Below are 12,630 nucleotides of genomic sequence, written 5' to 3'. Positions count from 1 at the left end.
CCCGGGGCTTCCCGACCGCTCCGCCCCCGCTTCATCCAGGCACGGTTCGCCCGCCGTCGCAGCATCACGCGCACGAAACAACGACAGCGCACACGACGAAAGAGGTCCCGTGCAGGACTCCACGCCCGTCCTGGTCGGCATCGACGTGGGCGGCACCAAGACGCATCTGCGCGCCCTGGCCGGCCACACCCCGGTCGCCGACCACGTCCGTTCGAGCAGCGGCTGGCGGCCGCACGATCCGGTCGCCGCCGCCGGCTGGCTGGCCCGGCTGACCGCCGAGGCCCTGCCGGCCGGTCTGCGCCCGTCGGCGCTGGCGGTGGGCGGCCACGCCTGCGAGACCCCGCGCCAGTGCGAACAGATCCGCACCGCCCTGCATCTGCACTTCGACGCGCCCGCACTGGTCGTGGGCGACGCCGAACTCCTCGTCCCCGCCGCCGCCCTGGACAAGGGCGCCGGTCTGGTCGCCGGCACCGGCTCGGTGGCCGTGGGCCGCCGCGCCGACGGTACGCCGGTGCAGGTCGGCGGCTGGGGCGCGGTCCTCGGCGACGAGGGCGGCGCGGCCGGGCTGGTCCGCGAGGCGGTGCGCGCCTGCTGGGCCGCCCACGACCGGGGCGAGGCACCCGACGCGCTGGCGGCGGCGCTCCTCGACGCGTTCGGCGTGCCCGAAGTGCCCGCGCTGGGCGCGGCGCTGGAGAGCGCCCCCGACCCGTCCGCCGCGTGGGGCCGGGCCGCCCCGGCCGTCTTCTCCGCCGCCGAGGCGGGCTCCGTGCTCGCCCGGGAGGTGATCGCCGCCGGGGGTCGCGGCCTGGCCGCGCTGATCGTCCTGCTGGAACGGCGGGGCGCGGCGGTCGACGACGTGGTGGTCGCGGGCAGCACGATCCTCGCCCAGCCACCGCTGTACGACGCCTTCGCCGGCGCGCTCGCCGCGTCCCTGCCGTCGGCCCGGCCCCGGCCGCTGCGGGTGCCGCCGGTGGAGGGGGCCGTGGCGCTCGCGCGTGCGCTGCTGTGACGCACCAACTCCCGTGCACCCGGCTGCCGTTGTGACACATCCCTGCACCGGCTGTTGGTTTCTGTGCGCCGGACTCCCCGCGTTCACCTGCCGAACAGCCGGAGATCACCCGGGTCTCCCCAGCGGGTCACACCCTCGCCCTAAATATTCATCCGTTCAACTTCTTCCCCTTTCTTCTCCACGGGATCACACAACTCGGCACAGTGCGCCGGGCTTTCCCGTGGCCCGTCCCTGAGAGGCACAGGCATGCCGTCACCCGCCGGGCATCCCTCCTCCGCGCTGAACCGGCGCGGCTTCCTCACGACCACGCTGGCCGCGTCGGCGGGGGTGCTCGCCGCCCCGGCCGTCGCCGTCTGGCTGCCGGCGGCCGACGCCAAGGCCGCGACGGCGCCGGCCGCGTTCGTGGACGACTACAAGACCAACGTCGCCGCCAACCTGACGCCCGAGACCAACGCCGTGGTCCGGGCCCTCGGCGGCTTCGCCCAGGTGTGGAAGACCGGCTCCGCCTGGAACACCGGCACCCCGCTGCGCCCCGAGATCCTCCGCGCCGACCTGCGCTACTGCGCGACGATCACGGCCGAGCGCACCGACGCCCAGGCCAAGGAAGCCTTCGTCTACGACCGCCAGCACCAGAGTTACGCGATGATCGCCGGCCTCGGCCCGCTGAGCGACCTGTACAAGGCGGGCGCCAAGGCCGTCACCTCGATCACCGGCGCCCCCGACGGCACCCCGGCGACCACCGTCAGCGACACCGTGCCCGCGAACGCCCCGGCCGGCTCGGCGCTCGGCGCGGGCGCCCACGACTCCGCGCTCGGCAAGGTCGCCGAACTCGTCGACACCCTGCGCGGCCCCTACGCCTCCGGCAACCCGTCCAAGTACGCCTACCTGTACCCGCGTCCCTGGCGGCTGAACGAGGACAGCGAGGTCGTCGACACCGGGAAGACCGACGCGTTCGGGTATCCGGTCTACGACTCCCCCGTGGCCGTCGCCCCGCAGCTGCTGCGCCAGCGCGGTACTTCCCCGGCCGACGACGGCGGCTTCCCGAGCGGTCACACCAACGCGTTCCATCTGGCCGCGCTGGCCTACGCGTACGCCGTGCCGGAGCGCTTCCAGGAGCTGGTGACGCGCGCCTTCGAGCTGGGCCACACCCGGATCGTGGCCGGCATGCACCACCCCGTGGACGTCATGGGCGGCCGGATCATGGCCACCGCGCTCGCCGCGGCCACCCTCGCCGACCCGGCGAACGCCCAGCTGAAGGCCGCCGCCCGCGCCCAGGCCCTTGCCTACTTCACCGCGCAGACCGGTACCACTGCCGACACGCTGTACGCCTACGCGCACAGCGGCGCCGACCCGTACGCCGACCGGGACGTCAACGAGCGCGCGGTCCGGCCCCGGCTGACGTACGTCCTCACCCGGCAGGGCCGCGACGTACCGCTGACCGTGCCGAAGGGCGCCGAGGTGCTGCTGGAGACCCGGCTGCCGTATCTGAGCGCGGACCAGCGCCGCGAGGTGCTGCGCACCACCGCCCTGCCCTCCGGCTATGTGCTGCTCGACGGTTTCGAGCAGTGGGGCCGGCTGAACCTGTTCGCCGCGGCGGACGGTTACGGCGCCTTCGACACGGACGTCACGGTCACGCTGGACGCGGCGGCGGGCGGCTTCTCGGCGGCCGACGCCTGGCGCCACGACATCGACGGCTGCGGCGCTCTGACCAAGCGCGGCACCGGCACACTCACCCTGACCGGCCGCAACCGGTACACGGGCGGGACCGTGCTGGCCCAGGGCACGCTGGTCGCCGGCGGCGAGGACGCCCTCGGCCACGGGGACGTGCGGGTGAAGGACGGCACGCTGCGCATCGACGGGCGGCTGCGGCTGCGGGTGCGCGGCGCCTACGCGCAGGACGCGGGCACGCTGGAGGTCACCCTGCGCGCGGGCCGCAAGGCCCCGCTGACGGTCCGTCACCTCGCGGTGCTGGGCGGATCGTCCGTCCTGTCGCTGCGCCTCGACACCGAGCGGCCGCCGGCCGCGGGCAGCACGCTGCCGGTCCTCGACGTGCCCCGGCTGCGCGGCCGGTTCGCCCGGATCGAGGTGAACTCCGAGCGGCTGCGGGCCGTACCCGTGTACACGGCAGAAGGTCTGTCGGTACGACTCGTGCAGCGATGACACCCCCGGCGGCGGGAGCGGTGCGACAGTAGGGCCATGATCCGGCCCACGCACTCCCCCGCCGCCGTACGGCCGGTGCCACCGCGGGGCGGATGATGGCGCGCGCACAGCACCTGGTCCTCAGCCGAACGGCACCTGCGCGGGCGCCGGCCCGCCCGTACGCCCGGGTGCGCCGGCACCGGCGGTGGCTGGTCCCGCTCCTCGTGGCGATGCTGCTGGCCCAGATGGCCGCGGCGATGGTGACGACGGCCGTCCGGCAGACCCCGACGATCGACGAACCGGTGTACGTCGCGACGGCCACCGACTATCTGCACGAGCACCGGATCCGCTACAACCCCGAGCACCCGCCGCTCGGCAAGCTGCTGATCGAGGCCGGGGTGGCGGTGGCCGGCCCGCACTACGACCCGTCGTATCCCGGCACGCAAGGAGACGTGGGCCGGCATCTGCTGTACGAGTCGGGCAACGACCCGTGGCGGCTGATGCTGTGGGCGCGACTGCCGGTGATCGCGCTGACGCTGCTGTGCGGGCTGGTCGCCTTCGCGTTCGCCCGCGAGCTGACGGGTACGGCCGGTGGCCTGGTGGCCCTCGCCCTGTACGCCTTCTCCCCCGATCTGATCGCCCACGGTTCACTGGCCACGCTGGACATGCCGGCGGCCGGCTTCGTGCTGACCTCGGCCTGGCTGGTGTGGTGGGCGCGCCGGCGCCCCGCGCTGTATCTGCCGCTCGCCGGGGCGGCACTGGGGGCGGCCGTGGCGACCAAGATGAGCACGTTGCCGGCGGTGCCGGTGCTGATGGGGCTGGCGGTGGTGTCGGTCCTGGCGGCGGGGCGGGATCGGGCGGCAACGCCGGTGGACGGCACGGACTCCGGCACAGGCACGGGCACGGGCACGGGCCGGCGGTTCACGCGCGGCGGCCGGGAGGATGACACTCTCCGGCGTACGGTCCCGTCCACCCTCGCCGGTCCGGCCGGTGGCCGTCGGCGAAGGGCCCTGTCCGCTCTTGTCGGTCCGGTCGGTGGCCGTCGGCGCACGGTCCTGTCCCTGCTCGCGGGGATGGCCGGCGGCCGTCGGTACGAGGCCCTGTCCACCCCCGTGGGCCCGGCCGGCAGCCGTCGGCGAACGGACGAGTCCGCCCACGTCGGGCCGGCCCGGGACGGGCGGCGCCGGGACCTGGCCCCCCGCGCTGGAACGGCGGGCGGGCGGTGGCGGAGGGTGTCGGGGGCGGCCGGGGGTGCGGGCGTCATGGGGCTGGTGGCCGTCGGCGTCGTCTGGGTCTCGTATCTGGCGGTCGATCCGCGGCTGCGGTTCTCGCCCGCCGAACCGGTCCCGCCCCTGCACGGTCTGCGCGGCCGGCTGGTCGCTCTGCTGCCGCTGCCGCCCGCGTACCGGGCCGGGATGCGGGTGCAGTTCGCGTTCGAGGACCAACCGTGGCAGGGCTATCTGTTCGGGCACCTCTACACCGGCTCGCGCTGGTACTACCTGCCCGCGGCCCTGCTGGTGAAGACACCGCTCGGCCTGCTGGCCCTCGGTGCGGCCGGTGCCGTGGCCCTCGTCGCGGTACGGCGGCTGCGGCCCGCGGCACCGTATCTGCTGCTGCCGCCCGGCGTCCTGCTCGCGGCGGCGATGACCGGCGCGCGGGACTTCGGGACGCGGTACGCGCTGTTCGTGCCGGTGTTCCTCGCGGTGACGGCGGCCTGTGTACCGGCCGGCGCACCGTGGCCCGGCCGGCGCCGGACGGCCGCCGTGACGGCCGCGCTGGTGCTGTGGACGGCGGTGAGTTCGCTGCGGACCTTCCCGTACTACCTGCCGTACGCCAACGAGGCGTTCGGCGGGCCCGCGCAGACGCACCGGCTGCTGCACGACTCCAACGTGGACTGGGGTCAGGACCTGGGCCGGCTCGCCGACCGGCTCCGGCGGGAACCTCCGGGCGAGCGGGTGTGGCTGGTGTACAAGGGCAGCGGTGTGCCGTCGTACTACGGCATCCGCGCCGCCGATCCGCGCGACGTCCCGGCCGACCGGGTGCACGGCCTGCTGGTGGTGTCGGACTCGGCGGTCGCCAAGGCGCGCGGGAAGCTGGCTGAACTGATCGCTTCCAGTCATCCGGTCGGCGACGTCGGTCATTCGATCAGCCTCTATCGCCGATGAGCACGTACGCTCAACCTGCTGGTCACAACGGCCGGTGAGCTATGTTGAGTGGTCGTGGCAGACAAAGGAGGCGACCGGGTGTCCTCGCCCCAGCAGGCACGCGCGCAGGCGTCAGCGATCACCTCGGGCAAGACCGTGCCCGAAGCCGAGCCCGCCCCGACCTCCCGCCTCCGGGAACTGTTCGACGGGCCGCGTCTGTCACCGGGTCAGCGGCGCATCGCCCAGTACCTGATCGAGCACATCACCGAGGCTGCGTTCCTGTCGATCACCGAGCTCGCCGACCGGGTCGGGGTGAGCCAGCCCTCCGTCACCCGCTTCGCCGCCGCCGTCGGCTTCAGCGGCTATCCCGCGCTGCGCGAGAAGCTCCAGTCGATCGCCCTGAGCACCCTCGCGGGCGGACCCGGCGAGGAGAACCGGGCCAACGAGCTCCAGGCGGCCGTCGACGCCGAGATCGAGAACCTGGAGAACCTGCGGCGCGACTTCGCCGACCCCGACCGGATCATCCAGGTCGGCCGCGCACTGTCCCGCTCGACCCCGCTGACCGTGCTGGGCCTGCGCATCTCCGTGTCCCTCGCCGAGTACTTCGGCTACGCGGCCCGCCGGATCCACCCCGACGTACGGCTGGTCACCCGGGGCGGCAGCGTGGCCTACGACGCGCTGCTGCAGTCCCGCGAGGCCGGCGGCACCTGGGTGCTCGCCTTCGCCATGCCCCGGCACTCCCAGGAGACCCTGCACGCCGTCCAGGTGGCCCGCGGCGCCGGCCTGAAGGTCGCCCTCGTCACCGACCTCGCGCTCGGGCCGCTGGCCGACGAGGCCGACATCACCTTCGCCACCGGGACCGGCTCCCGGATGGTGTTCGACTCCTACGCCGCGCCCGGTGTGCTGGCGGCCGCGCTGCTGCAGGCCATGACGGACGCCGACCCCGAGCGCACCCAGGCCCGGCTGGAGAAGTACGAGCAGCTCTCCGAGCAGCACCAGTTCTTCATGAAGGACTGACCTGTCCACGACGGACCGACGCCACGGCGGTCCGCGTCCGCACGCCGGGCACCCGTGAAGATCCTGCACCTCCTCTCCCCCGGACAGGGATCATCCGACACAAAGCGCGCATGAATGTTTTCATACGGCTTGCAAACGGGACGGCATATATAAATACTGCTCGCACCACAGCCCCGAGAAAGCCGACGGACCAGCCATGCGCACGCACCCCGCCCCGCAGCGCCGGTTTCGCGTACCCGGGGCCCCTGTACGGACACCCTCAGCCGCCGTTCCCTACCCACGTCGGTGCCCGGGGTGTTCCGGGGCGCGCCGTCTGCGCGACGCGCCCGTGGCGGCCCCGGCCATCCCCTAGACCGGGGCCGCCCCGCACCCGTCGACACCCTCACGACGCCGCACACCGGAAGCGATGATCATGCCCTTGACCAGCACGCGCATCAGTCCCGACTGGCCCTGTCAGGTCAAGACGCCGGGCTCGTACGACTGGGAGCGCTCGGCCGCCAGATGGCTGCGGGAGCTGATCCCCGCGCGGTACGCCAGCTACCCGGCGCTCATCCGGCACCCCGTACTGCTCGCCCGGCACGCCCAGATCCAGGTCCAGCAGGAGGTCCGCGTGGCCCGCACCGCCCTGCAGACCGCGCGCACCGAACTGCCGATGCTGGGACTGCCCGAGTCGGTCATCGAGCACACGATCAAGATGTACGCCGCCGAGGTCATGCAGCTCCAGCACATCGCCCGCAGCGTGCGCGCGGTCAGCGAGGCCCTGGCGGTCCGCGGCCCGGGCCGCTGACGCCCGCCGCGGCGGGCCGTCCGCTTCGCCCTTGCCCCGGTCCGCTTCCGCCCGGTGTCAGAAACCGTCGCCGAGGGTCGTCCGCGATTCCAGCGCGCGGCGCGTGTCGTTGCCGTAGACGCCGGTCTCGTCGCCCCTGATGCCGTACCAGAGCTGGAACCGGGCCACGGCCGCCGTGAGCGTGGCGTCGTAGGTGCCGTTCGTGGAGCCGTCGCGGTAGACGTCCGGGATGCGCAGCAGGCGTTGCTGCAGTTCGGTGACCTCGGGGCCGGTGTCGCCCTGGCGGAGGGTGCCGGGGCCGTCGGGGTCGGTGGCGGCGGTGGGCGCGGCGGAGGCGGTGGGAGCCGGCGTGGTCGCGGGTGGTGCGGTCGTCGCGGGCGGTGCGGTCGTCGCGGGCGGGGCCGCAGGCGTGGCCGCGGAGGACTTCTGGCCGTCGGACAGCAGCATCGCGCAGCCGAAGCCGACAAGCGCGGCCACCGCGATGGCCCCGGCGAGGACGGCCCGGCGCAGACCGGGGGCGCGGCGCGGGACGCCCGGGGTGGAGCCGGCCGGCGGCACGGGTGGGAGCTCCTGTGTGTCCTCCTCGGTGGTGTGCGCCGTTCGCTCCGGTGCCGGGCGCGGTCCGGGCTCCGTGGTGACGGGCTCGTACGCCACCGGGTCCGGCCGGATCTCCCGCATCAGCTCGGCAAGGGCGTCGAAGCGACGGGGCCGCAGCACCCGTACGGGTTCCAGGACCGGTCCGTGATGCGGGCGTTCAGGATCGGGCGGTGTCGACACCAGGCTCTCCTTCCGTCCCCGAGCACTGATACGGCCGGGACTGCGGCCCCGTTCAGACCGCCGGGCCCGATCCGGGCCCGCACCTCCACGGCCGACGCTCACCCGGGCGAGGTGGGCGCACATCGGCGGGCACGGCGGCCAGGCGCAGTGGCTCACCGTGACCTGGAGGCGGGCGATCGCCGCGGTGACGTCCGCGCCGGGCACACTCGCCTCGGCGGCCACCGGATCCACGCTGACACCGACCTTCGGCGACCTCACGGGCCCGGCGGGGACGACCCGCGGGTGACGGTCAGGCCGGGTTGAGGGCGGCGCCTTGCGCGAAGCGGCTCAGGGACGCCGTGAACGCGGTGACGAAGGCGTCCCTGGCCTCCTCCGCCAGCGCCTCCAGGGACAGATAGGGGTTCAGGTCCTCCAGTTCGACCAGCAACAGGCCGCCGTCGCGGGTGCGGCAGGCGTCCACCCGCTGGATGCCGTGGCCGAGGTCGTTCCAGTCGATGAAGCGCCGGGCGAACTCCAGATCGGCGGCGGTCGCGGCGTGAGGCCGCAGCTCCCAGCGGCGCTCCGGGTCGGGCGCGTACAAGGCGTACTGGAAGTCGTCGTCGACGAAGTAGAAGGACACCTCGTGGACGAAGTCGACGCAAGGCTGGATCAGCACCTCGCCGCCGGCCGCCGTGACGGCTGCCGCGACCTGTCCGGCGGGCACGATCCGCAGGCCGACGGAGTCCGCGCCGAGCTTCGGCTTGACGACGTACCGCTCGGCGGACGGCAGCCGGTGCAGCTCCTCGGCGCTGCCGACCGTGGGTATGACGGGGAAGCCGGCGGCGCTCAGGTCGAGCAGATACTGCTTGCCCGCCATGTCTGCCTTGCCGGTGAGCGGGTTGTACACCCGGGCGCCGGTGGCGAGCGCCTGTGCCCGGAAGGCGTCGTAGGCGCTCTGGTAACCGAGGACGGGCCCGCTGTTGCGGACGACCACGGCGTCGAAGCCGTCCATCAGCGCGCCCGCGTCCAGCGGGTGGCACAGGGCGAGGTCGAAGCGGGCACGCAGCCGGGAGGTGAGGAAGATGTCCTCGTCGCAGTAGCGGCGCCCACGGGCCCGGTACGCCAGGTCGGTGACGTAGAGCAGACGGGGGCGGGCTGCGGACATGCGGGAGCTCCTCGGACGGGCCGGTGTGGGAACGGCCGGTGCCCCGCCGCCGCAGAGGGTGCCTGCCGACGCGGGCCGGTCCCGGCACGGTGGAGAAAGGTTACGTCGCAGGCTACGAGCGGTGCAGAGCGGGGCCACTCGCCGTGCCGGCGGGGTGGGACGGGGCCGGGCCGGTGTTCCCGGCGGGGACGGCCGTCCGGTTCGAAGGCCGGCCGCCTCCCGAGGGAGCCGGCGCTGTGATGTGCGGGGTGAGCAGGTCGTTCGGCAGGGTGAGAGCCGGCGGGCGGAACGCCGGGTTCGGTGACGTCGAGGACGGCGTTCAGGCGGCCGGTGAGCAGGTGTGCGGTGAAGGCGTCGCTGTCCACCAGGGAGCCGCGGGCGGAGTTGACGAGGGTTGCGCCGTTGGATGTCACCACGTCACCGCGCGCGGCGAGTTCGTCCAGGCCGGCTCATTCCGCGCCGAGGACGCAGGCCTCGGCGGAGTCGGCGTAGAGGTCGTGCAGCAGGAAGTGCGGGTCGACGGGCCGCAGCAGTGCGATGACCCGGCGGCGGCCGACCCGGGGTGCGGGTGCATTCGATCGTTCCTCTGTTCGGCAGGCGTACGCGCAGCACTCAGTTCCCTTGCTGGCCCGCTCCTCCTGCACTGAGTGTCATGACTCTCCTCCGGGTGCTACGTTCCCGTTCATGAGCTCCAGCAGCGTGGTGCCGACCGCGAAGCCGCCGATGCGGGAGGCCCTGGTCGCGGCGGCCTTCCGGCTCTTCCTGGAACGCGGGTACGAGCAGACCACCGTCGATGACATCGTGGCCCTGGCCGGAGTCGGCCGGCGTTCGTTCTTCCGCTACTTCCCCTCCAAGGAGGACGTGGTCTTTCCCGACCACGAACGCTGCCTGGCCGACATGACCGCGTTCCTCGCGGCGGGCGGCGCGGAGCACGAACCGGTGCGGCGGGTGTGCGATGCGGCCCGGCTGGTGCTGCGGATGTACGCCGAGAACCCGACGTTCTCCGTGCAGCGCTACCGCCTCACCAGGCAGGTGCCGGGTCTGCGCGCCTACGAGCTGTCGGTGGTGTGGCGCTACGAGCGCGCGCTCGCCGAGTATCTGCGCGGACGCTTCGCCGGCCGGCCCGACGGCACGCTGCGGGCCGACGTGATCGCGGCCGCGGTCGTCGCCGCGCACAACAACGGCCTGCGGTCCTGGCTGCGCTCGGACGGCGAGGGCGACGCGGGGGCGGCGGTGGATCACGCGCTGGGGTATGTCCAGAAGGCGTTCGGGCGTCCCGCCGAGGCGGCTGCGCCCGCGCCCGTCGGCCCGGGGCCGTTCGGCGGACCCGCGGGTCAGCCGGACGACGTGGTGGTGCTGGCCTGCCGCCGGGACACCCCGCTGTGGCGGGTGGTACAGGAGCTGGAGGCGGCACGCGGGCCCGCCTGAGACGGCTCGTCCGCGCAGATTCAGGGTACGGAGTGTCTTTACGCATGACACTGAGTGCCATAGTCTGTTCGGCGTGCACGGTGGCACTGCTGCCGGGCACACGTGTGCCCGGTGCGCGCCGGACACGCGGGATTCCGGCCGAGCGCAGGGAGTTGACCAGCGTGTACCACCACTCAGCAAACACCTCGCATCCGGCAGCCGGTGCCGCGACGGGTCTGCTCGACCCCGTCTCCGCGGACTCCAAGGACGCCATCCTCTTCCAGCGCTGCACCTGGTGCGGCACCGCGATGTACCACCGGCTGCTGTGTCCGGTGTGCCAGGGCAGCGAGTTGCGCACGGAGCGCAGCGAGGGCGTCGGGACGGTGCGGCACTCCACCGTGCTGCACCGCAATACGCCCGCCGCGCGTAATGTGTCGCTGATCGAGATGGCCGAGGGGTTCGTCCTGCGGGGCCGGGTCATGGGCCCGCCGATCGGCATCCACAGCGGTGACCGGGTCCGGCTGTCCACCGCCAAGGACCCGGTGCGGGGCGAGCCGGTCTTCCAGCTGATCGACGAGCCGTACCGGGCCTGGACCTGACCCACCCGGGCGGGCCGGGGCGGGCGCCCGGCAACGGCGTCACCGGCCCCACAGGCCCGGCACCAACTCCCGTACGCCGACGGGCCGTCCGGTCTCGAACGCACGGTTGGCGGCGAGGCCGACGGCGAGAGCCAGCGCACCATCACGTTCGGTGGCCGTCGGCGCCGTACCGGTACCGGCAACCGGACCGGGACCGACGCCGTACACGGGACGAGGCCCCGGACCGGGGCCGGCCGCGTCCACCGGCCCGAACAGCGCGTCCAGCATCCGCGGGTCTCCCCCGCCGTGTGCCTCGTGCGCGGTCCTGAGCGGGATGTCGGCCGGAGGCTGCCACAACGGGCGCAGCGTGAGGCGCACGCCGCCCGCGTGCCGGGCCGCCGTGTCCCCGTGCAGCGCGCCGCTGCCGCCGGTGCGCTGCGGGGCAGGTGACTGCCAGCGGCTCTCCTCGACCTCCAGCTCCAGCCGGCCGGCGCTGCCGTTGACCATGACCCGGTAGCCCTCCCACGGGGAGTAGGCGGTCAGGTGGTAGGTCATCGTGGCTCCGCGCGCGTACCGGACGAGGACGGCCATGTCGTCCGTCGTGGGTGCCGGGATGCTGGGGGCATCGGTGGCGTATCACCCGGCGGGCCGGAAGGTGCCGGTCACCCTGGTGGAGCGAGCGGCGCGGCCCGGCGCGGGGGTGACGGGCGACTCGTTCGCGTGGATCGGCGGCGCGGGCGGTCACTGGCCCGGCGGCGCGGCCGGCCTGCGCGGGTCGGTCCTGGCGGACTGGCGGCGGCTGGAGGCGAAGCTGCCCCGGGTACGGGTGCGCTGAACGGGCTCGCTGCGGTGGCCGCCCGGGGAAGACCGGCCCGAAGAGGCATGGCTGTCCGGGGACGGCCGGCCCGAAGAGGCATGGCTGTCCAGGGACGGCCGGCCCGAAGAGACATGGGTGTCCGGGGACGGCCGGGCCGAAAGGGCGGCCGACGGGGCGGTCGTACGGGTGGGTTCGGAGCGGATCAGGGCGCTCGAACTCCGGCTGCGCACTCCCGCCGTCGGCCGTCCATACCCCCTCCGACGGCGGCGTGGATCCGGTCGCGGTCACCGAGGCCCTGGTCCGGGCGGTGCCGGCGCTCGGCGGCCGGGTGCTGCTCGGGGTGTCCGGGGCGGCGCTGCGGGTCGCCGGGGCCCGGGTGACCGGTGTGGCCACCGAGGACGGCTTCCATCCGGCGGACCGGGTGGTGCCGGCCGCCGGTACGGGTGTGAACGCGCTCTGCGCGCCGCTGGGCGTCTCTCTCTCCCCCCCGGTCACTGCGTCACCGGAGCGCCACGTCCGGCTGACCGCGCCGCCCGGCCTGGTCAACGGCATCGCGGCCGGACCGGACTTCGAGGTACGGGAAGTGGCGCCGGGACAGCTGCTCATGACACTGCCGGAGCCGGAAACGGCCGCTGCGCAGGGCTCGGCGCCACCGGCACCGGCGCCTGACAGGTCGTCGGCTCGCGGGTCGCCGGCCGGCCGGTGCCCGCGGGCGGCCCGCTCATCGGCCCGCTGACCTCGGACGGCTCGGTGTACGTCGCCGTCGCCCACTCCGCCGTGACGCTCGCGCCCGTGATCGGCCGGCTGGTGG

General features: G+C 74.2%; 11 protein-coding genes and 2 pseudogenes. 9 read left to right on the top strand and 4 right to left on the bottom strand.

The window, feature by feature from the left end:
* Positions 1 to 109 precede the first annotated feature (109 nt).
* The 5 genes from LE548_RS16765 to LE548_RS16745 all read left to right on the top strand — a co-directional run bounded on the left by LE548_RS16765 (position 110) and on the right by LE548_RS16745 (position 7,096).
* A complete protein-coding gene (locus LE548_RS16765) occupies positions 110 to 1,009 on the top strand; it encodes a BadF/BadG/BcrA/BcrD ATPase family protein (protein ID WP_225097650.1) in 900 nt (299 codons plus the stop codon).
* Between the two features lie 246 nt (positions 1,010 to 1,255).
* A complete protein-coding gene (locus LE548_RS16760) occupies positions 1,256 to 3,169 on the top strand; it encodes a phosphatase PAP2 family protein (RefSeq protein WP_225097649.1) in 1,914 nt (637 codons plus the stop codon).
* A gap of 95 nt (positions 3,170 to 3,264) precedes the next feature.
* Positions 3,265 to 5,313 carry a phospholipid carrier-dependent glycosyltransferase gene (locus LE548_RS16755; protein WP_374116111.1) on the top strand — a complete coding sequence of 683 codons (2,049 nt, stop codon included), beginning with the start codon at positions 3,265 to 3,267 and terminating at the stop codon, positions 5,311 to 5,313.
* Between the two features lie 78 nt (positions 5,314 to 5,391).
* Entirely contained in the window at positions 5,392 to 6,309 is a 918-nt protein-coding gene (locus LE548_RS16750) for a MurR/RpiR family transcriptional regulator (RefSeq protein ID WP_225097782.1), read from the top strand.
* Between the two features lie 406 nt (positions 6,310 to 6,715).
* Positions 6,716 to 7,096 carry a hypothetical protein gene (locus tag LE548_RS16745; RefSeq protein ID WP_225097648.1) on the top strand — a complete coding sequence of 127 codons (381 nt, stop codon included), beginning with the start codon at positions 6,716 to 6,718 and terminating at the stop codon, positions 7,094 to 7,096.
* Positions 7,097 to 7,153: 57 nt separating this feature from the next.
* On the opposite strand, the gene LE548_RS16740 is transcribed toward LE548_RS16745, so the two are convergent.
* The 3 genes and pseudogenes from LE548_RS16740 to LE548_RS16730 all read right to left on the bottom strand — a co-directional run.
* Positions 7,154 to 7,873, bottom strand: coding sequence for a peptidoglycan-binding protein (locus LE548_RS16740; RefSeq protein WP_225097647.1), 720 nt, complete (start codon positions 7,871 to 7,873; stop codon positions 7,154 to 7,156).
* A 289-nt stretch (positions 7,874 to 8,162) separates the two neighbouring features.
* Positions 8,163 to 9,017, bottom strand: a complete 855-nt coding sequence (locus LE548_RS16735; RefSeq protein ID WP_225097646.1) for a hypothetical protein — start codon at positions 9,015 to 9,017, stop codon at positions 8,163 to 8,165.
* 238 nt (positions 9,018 to 9,255) lie between these two features.
* Positions 9,256 to 9,583, bottom strand: a pseudogene (locus tag LE548_RS16730) (NAD(P)-dependent oxidoreductase); the annotation flags it as partial.
* 118 nt (positions 9,584 to 9,701) lie between these two features.
* On the opposite strand from LE548_RS16730, the gene LE548_RS16725 reads away from it, so the two are divergent.
* The gene (locus LE548_RS16725; RefSeq protein WP_225097645.1) at positions 9,702 to 10,445 is read left to right on the top strand and encodes a TetR family transcriptional regulator; all 744 of its coding nucleotides are present in this window, start codon (positions 9,702 to 9,704) and stop codon (positions 10,443 to 10,445) included.
* Positions 10,446 to 10,606: 161 nt separating this feature from the next.
* Positions 10,607 to 11,023 carry a Zn-ribbon domain-containing OB-fold protein gene (locus tag LE548_RS16720; RefSeq protein WP_225097644.1) on the top strand — a complete coding sequence of 139 codons (417 nt, stop codon included), beginning with the start codon at positions 10,607 to 10,609 and terminating at the stop codon, positions 11,021 to 11,023.
* A 39-nt stretch (positions 11,024 to 11,062) separates the two neighbouring features.
* Here LE548_RS16720 and LE548_RS16715 read toward each other — a convergent pair.
* Positions 11,063 to 11,614 (bottom strand): annotated as a pseudogene (locus LE548_RS16715) (gfo/Idh/MocA family oxidoreductase); the annotation flags it as partial.
* Between LE548_RS16715 and LE548_RS16710 the strand changes: the two are divergent.
* Together LE548_RS16710 and LE548_RS16705 are read left to right on the top strand one after the other, a co-directional pair.
* Positions 11,592 to 11,837, top strand: a complete 246-nt coding sequence (locus LE548_RS16710; protein ID WP_225097642.1) for an FAD-dependent oxidoreductase — start codon at positions 11,592 to 11,594, stop codon at positions 11,835 to 11,837. The pseudogene LE548_RS16715 and the gene LE548_RS16710 overlap by 23 nt on opposite strands.
* A 250-nt stretch (positions 11,838 to 12,087) precedes the next feature.
* Positions 12,088 to 12,555, top strand: coding sequence for an FAD-dependent oxidoreductase (locus LE548_RS16705; protein ID WP_225097641.1), 468 nt, complete (start codon positions 12,088 to 12,090; stop codon positions 12,553 to 12,555).
* Positions 12,556 to 12,630: the final 75 nt, after the last annotated feature.

The organism is Streptomyces sp. CoH27, from assembly GCF_020181035.1.
Lineage (GTDB): Bacteria > Actinomycetota > Actinomycetes > Streptomycetales > Streptomycetaceae > Streptomyces > Streptomyces camelliae.
Note: the sequence above shows the minus strand (reverse complement) of the source record. Positions and strands in the feature narration are given on the sequence as shown.

Excerpts from the sequence above, each read along its gene's own strand:
- LE548_RS16760 (WP_225097649.1), top strand. The coding sequence starts at position 1,256 with ATGCCGTCACCCGCCGGGCATCCCTCCTCCGCGCTGAACCGGCGCGGC.
- LE548_RS16755 (WP_374116111.1), top strand. The coding sequence starts at position 3,265 with ATGGCGCGCGCACAGCACCTGGTCCTCAGCCGAACGGCACCTGCGCGG.
- LE548_RS16745 (WP_225097648.1), top strand. The coding sequence starts at position 6,716 with ATGATCATGCCCTTGACCAGCACGCGCATCAGTCCCGACTGGCCCTGT.
- LE548_RS16735 (WP_225097646.1), bottom strand. The coding sequence starts at position 9,017 with ATGTCCGCAGCCCGCCCCCGTCTGCTCTACGTCACCGACCTGGCGTAC.
- LE548_RS16725 (WP_225097645.1), top strand. The coding sequence starts at position 9,702 with ATGAGCTCCAGCAGCGTGGTGCCGACCGCGAAGCCGCCGATGCGGGAG.
- LE548_RS16710 (WP_225097642.1), top strand. The coding sequence starts at position 11,592 with ATGTCGTCCGTCGTGGGTGCCGGGATGCTGGGGGCATCGGTGGCGTAT.